14 protein-coding genes are annotated in these 14,791 nt (G+C 36.9%); 3 read left to right on the top strand and 11 right to left on the bottom strand.

Annotated features, from left to right (window positions below):
* Positions 1-7: 7 nt before the first annotated feature.
* Positions 8-3,913, bottom strand: a complete 3,906-nt coding sequence (locus CHRYMOREF3P_RS02650; RefSeq protein ID WP_180563795.1) for a response regulator — start codon at positions 3,911-3,913, stop codon at positions 8-10.
* A 360-nt stretch (positions 3,914-4,273) separates the two neighbouring features.
* On the bottom strand, positions 4,274-4,990 hold the full coding sequence (locus CHRYMOREF3P_RS02645; protein WP_077417233.1) for an aspartate/glutamate racemase family protein: 717 nt from the start codon (positions 4,988-4,990) through the stop codon (positions 4,274-4,276).
* A gap of 85 nt (positions 4,991-5,075) precedes the next feature.
* On the opposite strand from CHRYMOREF3P_RS02645, the gene CHRYMOREF3P_RS02640 reads away from it, so the two are divergent.
* Positions 5,076-6,494 carry a PLP-dependent aminotransferase family protein gene (locus CHRYMOREF3P_RS02640; RefSeq protein ID WP_180563794.1) on the top strand — a complete coding sequence of 473 codons (1,419 nt, stop codon included), beginning with the start codon at positions 5,076-5,078 and terminating at the stop codon, positions 6,492-6,494.
* Positions 6,495-6,599: 105 nt separating this feature from the next.
* Here CHRYMOREF3P_RS02640 and CHRYMOREF3P_RS02635 read toward each other — a convergent pair whose 3' ends face one another.
* The 3 genes from CHRYMOREF3P_RS02635 to CHRYMOREF3P_RS02625 form a co-directional block, all read right to left on the bottom strand.
* On the bottom strand, positions 6,600-7,997 hold the full coding sequence (locus CHRYMOREF3P_RS02635) for an alkaline phosphatase (RefSeq protein ID WP_077417237.1): 1,398 nt from the start codon (positions 7,995-7,997) through the stop codon (positions 6,600-6,602).
* A gap of 77 nt (positions 7,998-8,074) precedes the next feature.
* Positions 8,075-9,277 carry a GTP-binding protein gene (locus tag CHRYMOREF3P_RS02630; protein WP_180563793.1) on the bottom strand — a complete coding sequence of 401 codons (1,203 nt, stop codon included), beginning with the start codon at positions 9,275-9,277 and terminating at the stop codon, positions 8,075-8,077.
* 4 nt (positions 9,278-9,281) lie between these two features.
* Positions 9,282-9,620 (bottom strand): MerC domain-containing protein, encoded by a 339-nt coding sequence (locus tag CHRYMOREF3P_RS02625; protein ID WP_180563792.1) that lies wholly within the window; start codon positions 9,618-9,620, stop codon positions 9,282-9,284.
* Positions 9,621-9,706: 86 nt separating this feature from the next.
* Here CHRYMOREF3P_RS02625 and CHRYMOREF3P_RS02620 point away from each other — a divergent pair, with 86 nt between their 5' ends.
* Positions 9,707-10,096: a Fur family transcriptional regulator gene (locus tag CHRYMOREF3P_RS02620; RefSeq protein WP_077417243.1), complete on the top strand. Its 390-nt coding sequence runs from the start codon at positions 9,707-9,709 to the stop codon at positions 10,094-10,096.
* Between the two features lie 71 nt (positions 10,097-10,167).
* Here CHRYMOREF3P_RS02620 and CHRYMOREF3P_RS02615 read toward each other — a convergent pair whose 3' ends face one another.
* From CHRYMOREF3P_RS02615 to CHRYMOREF3P_RS02605, 3 genes are all read right to left on the bottom strand, one after another.
* Entirely contained in the window at positions 10,168-10,653 is a 486-nt protein-coding gene (locus CHRYMOREF3P_RS02615) for a hypothetical protein (RefSeq protein WP_180563791.1), read from the bottom strand.
* Positions 10,654-10,738: 85 nt separating this feature from the next.
* Positions 10,739-11,083, bottom strand: a complete 345-nt coding sequence (locus CHRYMOREF3P_RS02610; RefSeq protein WP_180563790.1) for a hypothetical protein — start codon at positions 11,081-11,083, stop codon at positions 10,739-10,741.
* Between the two features lie 55 nt (positions 11,084-11,138).
* Positions 11,139-12,347: a hypothetical protein gene (locus CHRYMOREF3P_RS02605; protein ID WP_180563789.1), complete on the bottom strand. Its 1,209-nt coding sequence runs from the start codon at positions 12,345-12,347 to the stop codon at positions 11,139-11,141.
* 215 nt (positions 12,348-12,562) lie between these two features.
* On the opposite strand from CHRYMOREF3P_RS02605, the gene CHRYMOREF3P_RS02600 reads away from it, so the two are divergent.
* Complete coding sequence (locus tag CHRYMOREF3P_RS02600) at positions 12,563-13,054, top strand: hypothetical protein (protein WP_077417253.1); 492 nt, start codon at positions 12,563-12,565, stop codon at positions 13,052-13,054.
* A 58-nt stretch (positions 13,055-13,112) separates the two neighbouring features.
* Here CHRYMOREF3P_RS02600 and CHRYMOREF3P_RS02595 read toward each other — a convergent pair whose 3' ends face one another.
* From CHRYMOREF3P_RS02595 to CHRYMOREF3P_RS02585, 3 genes are all read right to left on the bottom strand, one after another.
* Positions 13,113-13,340, bottom strand: a complete 228-nt coding sequence (locus CHRYMOREF3P_RS02595) for a hypothetical protein (protein WP_077417256.1) — start codon at positions 13,338-13,340, stop codon at positions 13,113-13,115.
* Between the two features lie 9 nt (positions 13,341-13,349).
* On the bottom strand, positions 13,350-13,817 hold the full coding sequence (locus tag CHRYMOREF3P_RS02590) for an NUDIX hydrolase (RefSeq protein ID WP_180563788.1): 468 nt from the start codon (positions 13,815-13,817) through the stop codon (positions 13,350-13,352).
* Positions 13,818-13,910: 93 nt separating this feature from the next.
* A complete protein-coding gene (locus tag CHRYMOREF3P_RS02585; protein WP_139348536.1) occupies positions 13,911-14,765 on the bottom strand; it encodes an AraC family transcriptional regulator in 855 nt (284 codons plus the stop codon).
* Positions 14,766-14,791 lie beyond the last annotated feature (26 nt).

Raw genomic sequence — 14,791 nt, 5'->3', positions numbered from 1 at the left:
TATTTTTTTATTGTATTAAATGTTTAATTAATTGTAGTCCTGTAGTTATTTCCTGGATAATTTCCTGTTCCATGGAAGCAAAATCCATATCTGGATCTGTTTTTCTTTCCCAATTTGCAGTATATTCTGTAAGCTTTAGCAGTCCGGCAGTTCCGGCAGTTCCTTTGAGTTTGTGAAGGATCAATTTCAGATTGGTACTGTCTTTTTCAGCTGTGCTTTTTTTAATATCTTCTTCAGCCTGAGTAAGCTGCTGTATTACGAGGTCCAAAAATACTTTTCTGAAATCTTCATCATCATCACCTATTTGTTCATTCAAAAGATTGATATCCAGATGTTTTGAATGATCCAGAGCATCCTCAGAAACCATGTGATCTTTATTCATCAAGTATTTCTTCAGCATTTCCAGGAGATCGGCCTGTCTTAAAGGTTTAGGCAGAAAATCATTCATTCCGGAATTTATACATTTTTCCTTTTCACCCAACACATTTCCGGCTGTTACTCCAATAATAGGAACACTGGCATAGCCAGGCAGTAAACGGATTTGTTTTGTTGCCTCAATACCGTCCATTACCGGCATCTGAACATCCATTAAAATGATATTGAATGTTTTTTCTTTGCAGTGTTCCCAAGCCTGAAGACCATCTGTTGCTTCTGTGAGTTCTGCATCTGGAATCAATGAACGCATCATTTTGTGGTTCAGGACCATATTTACGGGGTTGTCATCTACCAGCAAAACCTGAGGTGCCTGCATCAGTGGTGAAGCTTCTGTTTCTGGCGGTGGAATTTGGCTGATTTCCTTTTCTGTGTACTTTACAGCCTGTTTCAATGTTTTATACAGCTCTTCAGATTTGATAGGCTTCAGCAGGAAGTAAGAATTGTTTTCCTGACGGAAAGAATTGATGACATCATGCTCTTCAGAAGAAGTGTGAAGGATAATCAGAGGTGAAAGTTCGTTTTGTTTGTTAAACAGTTCCTTGATTTTTTCTATCGTTTCCAGCCCCGAAATAATTGGCATGTGATAATCCATAAGAATGACATCGAAACGTTCCCCTGCAAGAAGTATCTGAAGGGCTTCCATACCATTGGCTGCCAGCTTTGAATCTATATTTTTATAGGCAAGCATATGCTGAAGAATCACTCTGTTGGCTTCATTATCATCAACAATAAGAACTCTGTTTATTTTCAGATCTTCATCTTCAGGGCGTTCTGTCATTTCACAAGGGATCTGAATGTCAAAATAGAAAACAGAACCTTTATCAACCTCACTCACCAGAGACAGACTGCTTCCCATATATTTCAGAATATTGTTCGAGATAGTAAGGCCAAGTCCTGTTCCGCCATAACGTTTGCTGATAGAGCCGTTTTCTTGTGTGAAGGCATCAAAAATAAAGTGTTGTTTCTCCTTGGGAATACCAATTCCCGTATCCCGGACTGAAAATCTTAATGTGATATCTTTATTGTCAGTTTTCAGCTTTTCCACTTTAAGTTCTATTTCTCCCTGTGCGGTAAATTTGACAGCATTTCCGAGGAGGTTGATCAGAATCTGTTTCAATCTGGATTCATCCACCCAGATGGTTTCAGGAAGTCCCTGCTCTATATTTAACAGTAATTCTATATTCTTTTTCTGCGACTGGTAAAGGATCACATTGATCACCTGGCTTACAATATCATATACATTGGATTTTTCAATGGAAAGATCCATTTTTCCGGATTCTATTTTAGAAAAATCAAGAATGTCATTGATGATGTTTAACAGATTTTCTCCGGATTCATTAATATAATTGAGGTATTGAGTCTGTATCTCATTCAACGGCGTTTTTAACAGAAGATCAGAGAAACCAATAACACCATTCAGCGGAGTCCTGATCTCATGGCTCATATTGGCTAAAAATTCAGATTTTGCTTTATTGGCAATATCGGCCATTTTCTTGGCATTTTTAAGCTCTTTATTGATTCTTACCGATGCTGTAATATTTTGTGCAGAAACAATAATTCCGCCTATTGTACGAGTAGAAAGATACCATGGAGTAACTTCAATATTATAATGCTGAATTATTTCTTTATCGGGAACTTCTATTGCCATATCTTCATTTTTATAGGCAATTCCTGCCAGGGCATCCTGGTAGATCTTTATCCTTTCATCCGGTACATTAGGAGAAATCTTGAACATATTTTCTCCGAGAAGCCTGATGTCATTCATTTGGAATTCATTTTTCCAGCTGCTGCTTACAGAAAGGTAATTAAGATCTTTGTCAAACATAGCCACAGTTGCAGGAACATATGTAACGAATGACTGCAGCATCGCCTCTTTTTTGGCCAGCTCAAGGTAGATTTTTTTGAAATTATCAATATCCTGAATGATTCCGTAGACTCTGATACAGACCCCTTCTTCAAATTCCGGTATTCCTTTTACCCTTACCCAGATCGTCACACCGTCATTCCGGACAAGCTGTAATTCTTCATCGTAAGGAACTCCTTCTTTTACAGCTCTTTCGAATAATAATTTCAGTTTTTCGCGGCTGTTTTCACTATAGAAGCCCAGCGCATTTTCCAGATCAGGCTGGAATATTTTGTCTATTTTATGTATTTCTCTGGTTGACTGTGACCAAAATACGGTATTCTTTTTAAGATTCACTTCCCATCCTCCCACCTGGGCTACAGCACTTGTCTGTTCCAGCATTTTTTTGGTATGAACAAGATCTTTTTCCAACGTCATTCTTTCGGTAACATTCAGCGCGGTACTTACTACATAAGGTTTTCCTTCTTTGTTGATTTCTACCAGATTATGGTACATCCAGATCACTTCTTCACCTCCTTTTGTTTTCAAAATCATGGTTCCGAAATCTTCCTGGTTTTTGTTGATTCTTTCCAGGTACTGCTCCAACAGAGGCCAGTTTTTTTCAGGAACAAGATCTCTCAGATTCAGTCCTTCCACTTCTTCTGCAGAATACTGCAGGGTTTCTCTGCCTTTTTCGTTTACAGCAGTAATATTCCCTTCCATATCATGCATACTCATCAGTCCTATTGCATTTTCGAAGAAGCTTCTGAAACGGCGTTCAGAACTTTCAAGTTTCAGTTTCTCTTCGATGCGCTGAGTAATATTGATTCCAAAACAGAAAATTTCAGAATGATCCTGATTCAGTTTCAGGTACCACTCTATAATAGTCTGTGTATCACCAATGTTTGTAGAAGTGGTAAATGTTACTTCTTCCTCTGTAGTGGGCAGATTTTTGGTAAGTAATTGCAGCTGGGAGTTATGACTGCCCAGAACACTAAGAAAATCCCGGTCAATGACCTGAGACTTCTCCAATTGAAATACACTTTCAAAAGTCGGATTGACATCTTTTAGAGAGAAATCTTTATCCAAAACACAGATCAGGTTATTGGAAATACTGAAGGTTTGTTGAAAATATTCAGCCTGAATGTTTTTTCTTTTCCCCATCAGAACTTTTGTAATCGCCTCACCTATTTTTTTCAGGGTTGAAATCTGATTGTCTGTAATGGTTTTTGGTTTATAATCGATGACACAGATGGTTCCTAATACGAATCCTTCATCATCAACCAAAGGAACTCCTGCATAAAACCGAATTCCTCCCGCTAGAATTATTGCGTTGTCAGAAGACCTTTCATCTAATAAAGTGTCATTAATAATTACAACATCCCCGCTTGCAATAGAATACTGGCATACCGTATTTTTCCGGTCTACAAAATCCAGGGCAAGCCCCACACAGCTTTGGATGGTTTGAGTTTCACTTTCCATCATTGCAATAAGCGCTGCAGGACAGTCGGTCACAAGGCATGCCGTTTCTGCAAAAATGTCTAACTGGGGATCTTTTTCCAGGTTTAAAAGATCATAAAACTCCAGTTTCTTCATTCGGGCTTCTTCATTCGCAGGAATTGGATACTTCTTCATATATTATTTCAACAATTAGAGATTTTTCTTTTTTGATTATTAAAAAATGATAATCAGATCCTTAAAGTTTATATTTTAAACATTTTTAAGTGCTTTAAATTATTATTTTAATAAGTAAACCAAAGTACGAAATAATTTTATATTCCATTATAGTAAATTTTATAATAAAGGTATATACCTGTTTATTTCAAATTAATTGAAGTGAATTCTGGATTTTTAAAGAAATAATAGGCATTATGGAAATAAAAAGTACCACATCTGATGATATGGTACTTATAGTTGAAACCGTTAGTAAATTAAACTAATTAATTATTATTGGTTTCTTTTAAATTGAACTGTATTTAATTGTATTTTAATGTTTTATGGAACAACTGTTATATTGTCCTTTGAAACGGCAAATGCTACAGCAGCATCTACATGAATTTGAATGGTATCAAATACCGGAACAGCAACATCTTCCTGCTTGATCAGAAGCGGAATTTCTGTGCAGCCTAGAATAATTCCCTCTGCTCCACGGTCTATAAGCTCCTGGATAATCTTCAGATATTTTTTTTTGGTTTCAGGATTAATAATTCCTCTGCTTAATTCATTTCTTAAAATATCCTCGATATAATCTCTGTCTTCACTTTTTTCAGGAATCAGGGGCTCCAGACCGCCTTCTATCAGTTTATCCCTATAAAAATCCAGCTCCATCGTATAGCTTGTTCCTATCAAACCGATTCTTTTTAATCCTTTTCGTTTAACGGCATTGGCTGTAGCAGTTGTAATATGAATGAGCGGTAATTCTATTTGTTCTTCAATCCTGTCGGCAACAATATGAGCAGTGTTGGCACAAAGTACAATAGCTTCCGCACCTGATTTTTTTAAATTTTCGGCAGCATTGTAGAGAAGTTCAAAAGTTGCATCCCAGTCATACTCTGCATTAAATTGCTGAAAATGGTTGAAGTTGACAGAATAAATAATACATTCCGCAAAATTCAATCCACCCAGTTGCTGATTTATTCCTTCATTTAAAAGACGGTAATAGTCTAAAGTAGAAGCCCAGCTGATGCCTCCTACCAATCCTAATTTTTTCATATTCTTCTTATTTTTTTGTTCAGTAAAAGTAGATATCTTTGCTGTGTTGTAACAGATACAAAAAATGAATATATTAGTATAACAGATGAAAGATTTTCAATATATTGCACTTGCGGATAAGTTTGAGCTTTCCATCAATAACGGAACATATCCTGTGGGAGCTAAACTTCCATCATTACGCAGTATCCGGCAGCAGTTTAAAATAAGTGTTGGTACTATTCTGAAAGCTTTCACTCTATTGGAAGATAAGGGGTTGGTAGCAGGAAAAGAAAGGTCAGGATTTGTTGTGCTCCGTACCTCAGTTTCTTCTGTAAGTCTGCCAAAACAGGCCGAAAACAATACTCTTGCTCAAAAAATAGCAATCGGAAAAGTGTTACAGGAAGTCTCATTTCCGGATTCTGAAAACAAATCTTATGTTTCATTTTTCAACGCTGTCTTACATCCGGATCTTCTGCCTTTTAATGCTTTACGGAGAAGCTTACAGCAGGCTTCCAGAGATTTAACAGGTCAGCATTTACAGTATGAGCCTGCTGCAGGAAATAGTCAGTTGAGAACCGAAATTGCCCGCAGGTCTTTCCTTTGGCAGGGTAATATTACAGCTGATGATGTGATTATCACGAATGGTACATTGGAAGCAGTAAGTCTTTGCCTGCGTGCTGCAGCAAAAACGGGTGATACGGTACTTGTGCAGTCTCCAATCTACCATGGTATATTGCAGACAATAGAAAGCCTTGATCTCAAAGTCATTGAATTCTCCGGCTGCCCTTTAACCGGAATCAATATTCAGGAATTGGCAGAAATCTGCAGCAGACAAAAGATTTCTGCCTGCCTGTTAATTTCAAATTTTAACAATCCGAATGGTATTACTTTAAATAATGAAAAGAAATCAGCAATAGCCGCTTTTGCTGAAAGAATGCAGGTTCCGGTTATAGAAGATGATATTTATGGAGATTTACATTTCCAGACACAGCGCCCAAACACTATAAAAAGCTATGACAATAATGGCTGGGTTATGCTTTGCTCCTCTTTTTCTAAATCGGCTGCACCTGGTTACAGAATCGGCTGGTGTGCTGCAGGACGGTTTTCAGAACAGGTTGCCAGATTAAAAGCTGTGACTAATGTTGCTACGGCAAGCATTGTACAATCCTCCTTGTTGCAGTTACTGAAAACAGGAGCCTATGACCGTCACCTGCGCAAACTTAGACCTGAACTGCACAGACTGATGCTATTGACTATTCAGGCGATAGAAAAATATTTCCCATCTGATATCCGGATGAGCCGGCCTGAAGGAGGTTTGGTAGTATGGATAGAGCTACCTGCCCATATTGATGCATTTGAGCTTCAGAAAAAAGCTATTGACCAGTTTGTAAATTTTGCTCCGGGACCGCTGTTTTCCAATAATGGAAATTACCGAAACTATATCCGGATCAGCTGCAATAACGTTTGGAATGATAAAGTAGAAAAAGCTTTGAAAAGATTAGGCGATATTATAAAGAGTATGTAAATAAATCAGAACTTATAAGATATGATGATAAATAAAAAAACAAGGCGGACACAATCAATCCGCCTCGTATCTCCCAAATAATTAAATATGAAAAAATATGAATGTCTATATCAAACAGGCTTTCAGCATCAGATCATGGAGGTCTGTATTTTTAATAAAAGGCTGTAAAAGTTCATTTCCGGGACCAAAAGCCGCTACTTCCACATAATCTCCGGAATGGTCCATGCTGATCCAGCCTACAGAATTTCTGCTTTTCTGAATTTCTGAGTAGAGTTTAAAGGGCAGTTTTTTATAATTATAAAGTCCTTCTTCCTCTTTTTCAAGTCCGTTGTAAAAGCTTAGCAGATGTTTGGCTTCATCATCATTCAGCACAATTTTGTTGCTCTCATAAACCCAGTTTTTAATATCTTTTACCGAATAGTCTTTCTGAATTTTGTTCAGAATATATTCATTGGTGTATTGATAGTCTGAAATGCTGTTAAAATTCTTGGTAGCATCAGTTCCGTAAATCGTTCCGGGATTGGCATTTCCATGGTCTGTAGTGATGATGACTAAGGTATTTCCATCTTTTTCGGCAAAATCTATTACTGTTTTTACAGCTTCATCAAATGCAAGCTGATCATGAATGAGTGCTGCAACATCGTTAGCATGGGCAGCCCAGTCTACTTTTCCGGCTTCTATCTGAAGAACAAAACCGCTGGGATGATCTTTCAGCTGATCAATGGCGGTCTTTGCCATTTCTGCAAGAGTCGGTGTATTTTTGAATTCCTGAACATGGGTTCTGTCAATGCTGTAAGGCAGGGCTCCTGTACTGAATATTCCTAATAATTTTTCTCCTTTTTTGATTTCTTTAAGGTCGGTTTGTTTTTTTAAAATTCTGTATCCTTTTTTGCTGTACACAGAATAGATATCTTTCTTGTCTTCTCTTTTGGCAGGATTAAAAAATTCGTCTCCACCTCCTAACAGCACATCCAGTTCCAGCTCGGCATACATTTCAGCGATTTGGGGTTCTGCATTTCTTTTTGAAGAATTTACACAGAATCCTGCAGGAGTGGCATGTGTAATGGTAACGGTTGTCACACAGCCTGCTTTTTTTCCTGCTTTTTTATATTGCTGCCATATGGGAAGATGTTTTTCACCGTTGGGTCCCATATTCAGGACTCCATTCTTGACTCTTATTCCTCCTCCGAAAGCGGAACTTGCTGCAGCGGAATCCGTTACAATAGAACTTGCAGAGGCAGTGTCCATCAAGGCTCGTGTCACTTTTTTCTCATGATACAGATTGAGCCAGTTACTCCCTTTTCCCAAAATATTCCGGGAATACAGATCTGCCATTGAAAGTGTTCCAAGACTCATCCCGTCACTTACCATAAAGATGATGTTCTTTGCTTTTCCTGTCCGCGGATTTTCTATAGCCCTCCCGAAGCTCCAGAGGTCAGTCGGTGATAAAGTAAATAACCCTGAAAGTAATGCTGAACCTTTTAGAAATTTTCTTCTGTCCATATTGTTTTGAAATAAGGTGGTAAGTTATTGTATTTAGTTTTTTATCGAAACAAAGTTGCATTAATTAAAGGTTAAATTTAAATATCCATTGGAAAAGGATCTTCAAAAGGTTGTTTCTGATCAAACAATTCTTTTTCCTGCTCATTAATAAGACAATGCTGCAGGTCTGACACCATTTGATCTTTATCCAGGTTCTGCCCGATAAATACAAGCTCATTGATTCTGTCGCCCCAGTTTTTATCCCATCTGCTTTCTATAAATTCCTGATTTTCTGCAAATGAAGAATACAGTGCGCGTTGGTTCGTAGGCATGCTGCCCCACCATACTCCAGCTTTTTCCAGACGGAAAGATCCTCCGGCCTGGGAAAAATTCAAAGCATCATCTGGCCTTGAGGCCAGCCAGAACAATCCTTTTGCCCTTATTGTTCCTTCAGGGTAATGATGATTCAAATAGTTCCAGAGCCTTACAGGATGAAACGGTTTTCTATCTCTGAAAACCAGAGAGCTGATTCCATATTCCTCAGTTTCAGGAGTATGATGCTCAGATTGTAATTCTTTTTGCCAGCCAGCTGAAGATTGTGCTTTATCAAAATCAAAAAGTTGAGTATTTAAAATCTGCTGAGGTTCAATTTTACCAAATTCGGAATGTAGAATGACAGCATCAGGATTTAATTTTTTAATGGCAGCTTTTAAAAATCCAAGTGTTTCGGAGTTGATAAGATCTGTTTTGTTTAAAATAATCACATTGGCAAACTCAATCTGGTCCGTAAGAAGATTGACAATGGTTCTATAATCTCCTTCCATATCGGTAAGGTCGCGATCCATCAACAGTTCATTGGAACCGAAATCTTTCATAAAATTGAAACAATCCACTACAGTTACCATCGTATCTACATAGCTGAAGCGGGAAAGGTCTATTCCACTCTCATCATCTATATAGGTAAAGGTTTGGGCAACCGGAATGGGCTCACTGATTCCCGTGCTCTCTATCAATAGGTAATCAAAACGATTTTCGTGAGCAAGACGTTCTACTTCTACCATCAGATCTTCGCGGAGTGTACAGCAGATACATCCGTTGCTCATTTCTACCAGCTTTTCTTCCGTTCTTGAAAGAGTATTTTGATTTTCAATAAGACGGGCATCAATATTCACTTCGCTCATATCATTCACAATGACTGCTACTTTCAAGCCTTGTCTATTATGCAGAATATGATTGAGTAATGTGGTTTTTCCAGCTCCCAAAAAACCACTGAGTACCGTTACAGGAAGTTTCTTCGTCATATATTTAATGTTTATGATTTTTAAAATTGATGATATGTCCAGTAATTAAACCCGCAGTTCCAAGATAGATCAGAGGAATATGAATTTCAAAGATCAGATCTGTGAGTACAGAAATAAAGATGAGAGAAACGGATATCCAGAATAAAAGTTTCAGCCAGCGGTTGGTTATCTTTTTGGTTACTCTGAACACGATAATGATACCAATACAAAGGAACCCCAAATCAATATAGGGATTATGCGATATTCCCAAAGGGACAATCAGTAATAATGGGAAGACAATACAATGAATCAGGCATAAAACAGCAGCGGAGAGTCCTACAGCATCAAGAATTTTTGACTTCATAATAGTATGGATTGATTTTCTTATTGTAACTTTGTTGCAAAAGTATAAATAAAAATCCAAATAAAGCAACTTTGTTGCATTAAAACATGAAACAAGTTAGAAACACGCATGCTAAAACTGAAATTTTAAGTCTTATCAATGCCTCAGATATAGCCCTTACCCATTCTGATATACAGAAAAAATTGGGTGATCTATGCAATAGAGTAACGATTTACAGGGTATTGGAAAGGCTTGAAAATGAAGGGGCTATTCACAAGATCGTTAATATTGACGGTGTGGTGAATTTTGCAAAGTGCAGCGGGAAATGTACTCACGAAAAACATTTTCATAATCATGTTCATTTCAACTGCAAAGAATGTCATTCTGTGACGTGTATTGAAAACGCGATTCCGGAATTCAGTTTACCGGAACATTTTATTGCACAGGAGTACAATTTTATCATCAGCGGGATATGTCCGAAATGTGCTGATGCTTAGGGTGATACATAATAAACAGGCAAATCTGCTAATTTGCAAATCTGCCTGTTTTTATCACAATGAAATTTCGACTATAAAGAAGAGATATAGACTTCTATTTTGGTACCATCATAATTGAATGTGCCGTCAGAATTTCTTTTACCTAATACCCATTTCATATCTACAGGTACAGACCATGCAGAACCTAATGAAAATCCGTTAACAGATCTTATTTCATTTCCTTTTCCTGTTGTAACCGCTGAATGAAAGAAGGTTTTATCAATAAGTCTGTAGAAACCAATAGCTTTTCCTGCAGGAATTGGTGAATATCCGTCCCACTTTTCTCCTGAAGGATAGTTAAATACAGTTAACCATTTTTGTCCGGCCGATTCTGCCAGCTGAGCAGGACTTATAGAGGCACCACGCATATATAAAGCATAGGCTACTACATCATGACATACTCCATTGTTGTATTTCGAAATATTCTCTGCTCCTGAGAGAATAGCATGAGCAACGGGTGCTCTTTCTGATAGGGATAGCTGAGCCTTCCTGGCTCCTTCCGGTGTAATAAATGACATATAATATTTTGTTTGGTAGCGTAAAGATACAGCTTTAAATTTAATCACTGTTGTTGGAGAATAGGACTAGATTTTTAGCACATTATTAGTCTTTTATAAATTCCAGTAAGCGTTGTCTTGTAATTACCTGGTTTGCTCTATAAAAATCATCATCATCCAGTCGGGCCAGTGATGCGGTGGATTGTTTAGAAAGCCATAAAACAAATAGTTCTCTGTTTTTAAAAACCATTGGAAATGAAAAATCAATCCCATCATAAAGCTCTCCATATAGAAATTGATTTTTTTCGTCCATTTTCATGGCCATTCCGCAAAAATCACGGTGCCGATATCCAAGAAAATAACCTTTCTGAAGTTTGTCTGCAACGAGTTCAGCCATCTTGAAACCAAATATAGAGGTGTCTGCAGCTAAGTAAATTGGATCATTGATCATGAGATGTAAATCTTAGAATTATATAATTTTAATGTAAATAATAATCAAATATATTCTAGCAATAGTACATACATTCATAGCTGAAAAGTTTTCCATCTTTAAAAGTAAAAATAAAGAGTCCTGCATCTCCATTCTGTATGTAATATTCGTGGGGAGAAGAAATCCAGCGTGCAGACAGCATATCCCCAAAACGGGTTACAAAATTTCTTTCATCATAATTGGAATCCATACGCTCATTTCCTAAGACTAAAGCTTCACCATTACTGAAAGACATTTTATAGATACTTCCAGAAACTTTTCCTTTATATTCTTCAAAAGCAATAATAATATTAGGTGTTCTATAAAAATATTGAGGTTCCCAGCCGCATTCCGGCATATTGGGGATCTCTTTAACCTTCTGCATCTCCAGTTGTCTAATCTGTGCATCTGTGATTTTTCCGTCAAAAAGAGAGGTTTCCTTCCATAGGAAATGCATATTTAATGCTTTCAATTTCTTTTCATAAGCCTGTGTACCTGGCTTTTTTGCAAATTGATCTGCCAGAAGAAGTTCAAAATCGATATCTATCTTTGGGTTTTCTATACCGGTATTGGATTCTTTCCAGTATTGTAAGGCTTGTTTAAGGTTTTTATCCCCAATCCATGCCATTTCACGTAATCTTCCAACCTGAGCCAGCTCTTTTTCCTTGTCTTTACCCTTCGCTGCCAGATAGTCTTTCAATACTTTTTCATAGGTAAGTTCAGTACCCAGATATTTCATTTGGATATATGCGGGATTTTCGTGGAAATGATCACCAATATAGATCCAGCCATCCTCATATAGGGGAACATAATCAATACAAACCATTTCATTTAAAGCAGCTCTTCGGATTGCTGCACTTTCTGTTGTAGGAGCTTTCCTTACACGCAATTCTGATACCTGTACATAATAATGTGGGCACTGATATCCTTGTGTTCCTCTATAAAAATACTGAGCGGGTTCACCCGCAGATTTCTTTCCACGCATGTTTTTTTGTAAAGGCTGACGATTTATAAAGCCAATATCACCGTTGCTTACCTGTACTTTGTATTGTGTGCGGGTAGAATCGAGAAGATAAACCGGAGCTTCGGTAGAAAATATCCCCAGAAGATCCTTATTATTTCCTTGATCTCGGTAAAGATGTCCCCATTCGGATGTATAAACCGGGTGTTGATCAGGGCTCTGAGCCATAGTATTGTAAAAGCAACAATGAATGATGCTGGCTCCTAAAAGTATTTTTTTCAACATATAATAATTTGTAAAGGGTAAAAAATCTCCAGTTTTTTCAAGTGGATGGGTTATTGCTATAAGGTTATTTCCTTCAAAAATACTAAAAATGGAGGGTTGTTCTATACTTATTGTTATTCAGAATCGGTATAAATTCCATCCTATTCACTTACTTCCATTGGGTAGAGTAAATAAAAATACTATTTTTATCGGCCAAAAAAAAGTAAAGACTAATTATGCCGACTGATGCTTCTCATAAGCTGATTCCGATGACCACTTTCGTGCTGGAATATTATTCACACGAAGGATATGCTGATCTTCAGATTTTAAATCTGATGAATAATTATGCCAATTTTTTAAAGAAGCGTTTAACTCTTGGAATGTTTGTTCCTTTAGATCGTGAAGGAAATATTCTGAAAGAACCTAAAAATTATGACTCATGGAAATCCCTTGACCATAATGACGGAAAAAGAACTGATATTGCAGGTTTTGAAGAATACGGCGAATATCAGAAGGCAGAACAAAACTGTATGTTTGAAGGTTTTAAAGTAGATTATAACGGATATTCAAAAGTGAGAATCATCGCTTCATATGATGCTTCTATCGAATTATCTTTTAATAAAAATGACCTGATTCCTTCAGGATTTAATGATGTAGAATCACTTACGGTGTTTGATGATATCTTTTTGACATCCAGTGCATTAAGGGCAATCGGAATAAAGAGATAAAACTTTAATATATAAAAGACGTTTATCAGATTGATAAACGTCTTTTTGTTTTGATTTTTTATCTTACACATTCTCCTGAATGGCAGTGATAGCCTGAAGGACACAGCCCGTTGATACAGGGACCCACTGCATCAGGATAGCATCTTTCATCTGCGCGGCAATGAGAATGAGGAGGACACAAGGAAAGTAGATTTCCAAGACAGATGCCAACAGGAAGAGGAAGGTTCAGCTCTATACCGATTTCTCCAACAATGTTTTTTAATGTTTTTCTGTTTAATTTTTTCATGGCTTTGTTTTAAGGTGTTATTTTTTTTACTATATTTTCGAGTTCTGTAATAAAATCTTTCTGTGCAATATTAATGCGTTGCTGTGCTTCTTCTGAAGTAAACCATTCCCATTGATCTACTTCGGGAATTTCTATTATTTTACCGGATTTGGGTGGCCATTCCATAGAGAAGGTATTGCTGTAAAGATCTGAAGTATCCATATGACCCTCCAATGCCCAGGCATAAACTATTTTCCCTCCTTTTTGCTTAATGGGTGACAATTCAACAAAGTTCCCTTCCACTGTTTTCCCTGTTTCTTCTTTAAATTCCGTTAATGCACGATCCAATGGATTTTCATCTGGAAGAAGCTCTCCTTTTGGAATAGACCATGCTCCCAGGTCTTTATTTTTCCAGAAAGGTCCGCCAGGATGAACCAGAAAGTAATACAGTCTGTCTTTTTCTTTTTTAAAGAGTAAAATCCCGGCACTCGCTTTCATAAGCTTAAAGGTTTGATTATTAAAGATATAAAAAATAGATTAATTGAGCTGGAAAGAAAATCATTAAGAAAGTTGAAATGAAACTTATCTTCATTATTTCACCATTGATCTCTTTTTAAACTCAGAAGGAGACACTTCCTTATACCCTTTGAATATTTTATTGAAGTGGCTGGCATCATTGAAGCCCAGTTTATCTGAAATCTCACTGATGTTGTAATGACTCTGAAGCAAAAGTTTTTCTGCAGTTTTCATTTTATGCTGCATCACATGTTGCTGTATTGAAAATCCTGTCTGTTTTTTGATGTAAATACTGATATAATTAGGAGAAAGCATAAACTCTCTGGCCAGATTTTCAATTTTCATTTTATCCCCATCTAAAGCATTAATATTGATATAATATAATATCCTTTCAATTCTGCTCAGGTTTTGAGTAATCCAGTTTTTAGCTGTGATATTGCTCATCGTGTTCCGGATCAGAATAGTAATAATAGCAGAGAAAAGATCTGAACTTATCTCTTTATTATAAGTGTTTTTATGGCTGAACTCGTACAGAAGAATTCGGGCCAGCTGCAGCAGATGTTCCCTATCCGTTTTACATTTGATCACTGATTCGTATACAAAAGAATGATCTTCCATCATGAGCTGAACAACTTTTTTCAGCTCATTCTTTTTATTGGAGAGCAAATTTTCCCATATGTACTGTTCTGTAAATTTTATATAAATAAATCGTGTTTTATTGGTAATAGAAAACTCATGGCCATCGCTGGGCCGCAGGAGAAAAACATCTCCCTTTTTGTAAGGAAAAGTAATATTGTTGAGATGATGAAGCCCTTTTCCACTTTCTATGATAATCAGTTCATAAAAGTTATGATTGTGATATTCAACATCCCAGATTTCTTTTTCAATGCTGAAAACATTAAAAGAATTGAAATTAACGATTCGTTTCATGAAAGAATGGATTTTTACAAATTTAC

This window comes from Chryseobacterium sp. JV274 (assembly GCF_903969135.1).
Taxonomy (GTDB): domain Bacteria; phylum Bacteroidota; class Bacteroidia; order Flavobacteriales; family Weeksellaceae; genus Chryseobacterium.
This window is presented reverse-complemented; position numbering and strand designations above follow the sequence as displayed.

Coding starts and splice junctions, on each gene's coding strand:
- CHRYMOREF3P_RS02650 (WP_180563795.1), bottom strand. CDS start 3,913: ATGAAGAAGTATCCAATTCCTGCGAATGAAGAAGCCCGAATGAAGAAA.
- CHRYMOREF3P_RS02645 (WP_077417233.1), bottom strand. CDS start 4,990: ATGAAAAAATTAGGATTGGTAGGAGGCATCAGCTGGGCTTCTACTTTA.
- CHRYMOREF3P_RS02640 (WP_180563794.1), top strand. CDS start 5,076: ATGAAAGATTTTCAATATATTGCACTTGCGGATAAGTTTGAGCTTTCC.
- CHRYMOREF3P_RS02635 (WP_077417237.1), bottom strand. CDS start 7,997: ATGGACAGAAGAAAATTTCTAAAAGGTTCAGCATTACTTTCAGGGTTA.
- CHRYMOREF3P_RS02630 (WP_180563793.1), bottom strand. CDS start 9,277: ATGACGAAGAAACTTCCTGTAACGGTACTCAGTGGTTTTTTGGGAGCT.
- CHRYMOREF3P_RS02625 (WP_180563792.1), bottom strand. CDS start 9,620: ATGAAGTCAAAAATTCTTGATGCTGTAGGACTCTCCGCTGCTGTTTTA.
- CHRYMOREF3P_RS02620 (WP_077417243.1), top strand. CDS start 9,707: ATGAAACAAGTTAGAAACACGCATGCTAAAACTGAAATTTTAAGTCTT.
- CHRYMOREF3P_RS02615 (WP_180563791.1), bottom strand. CDS start 10,653: ATGTCATTTATTACACCGGAAGGAGCCAGGAAGGCTCAGCTATCCCTA.
- CHRYMOREF3P_RS02610 (WP_180563790.1), bottom strand. CDS start 11,083: ATGATCAATGATCCAATTTACTTAGCTGCAGACACCTCTATATTTGGT.
- CHRYMOREF3P_RS02605 (WP_180563789.1), bottom strand. CDS start 12,347: ATGTTGAAAAAAATACTTTTAGGAGCCAGCATCATTCATTGTTGCTTT.
- CHRYMOREF3P_RS02600 (WP_077417253.1), top strand. CDS start 12,563: ATGCCGACTGATGCTTCTCATAAGCTGATTCCGATGACCACTTTCGTG.
- CHRYMOREF3P_RS02595 (WP_077417256.1), bottom strand. CDS start 13,340: ATGAAAAAATTAAACAGAAAAACATTAAAAAACATTGTTGGAGAAATC.
- CHRYMOREF3P_RS02590 (WP_180563788.1), bottom strand. CDS start 13,817: ATGAAAGCGAGTGCCGGGATTTTACTCTTTAAAAAAGAAAAAGACAGA.
- CHRYMOREF3P_RS02585 (WP_139348536.1), bottom strand. CDS start 14,765: ATGAAACGAATCGTTAATTTCAATTCTTTTAATGTTTTCAGCATTGAA.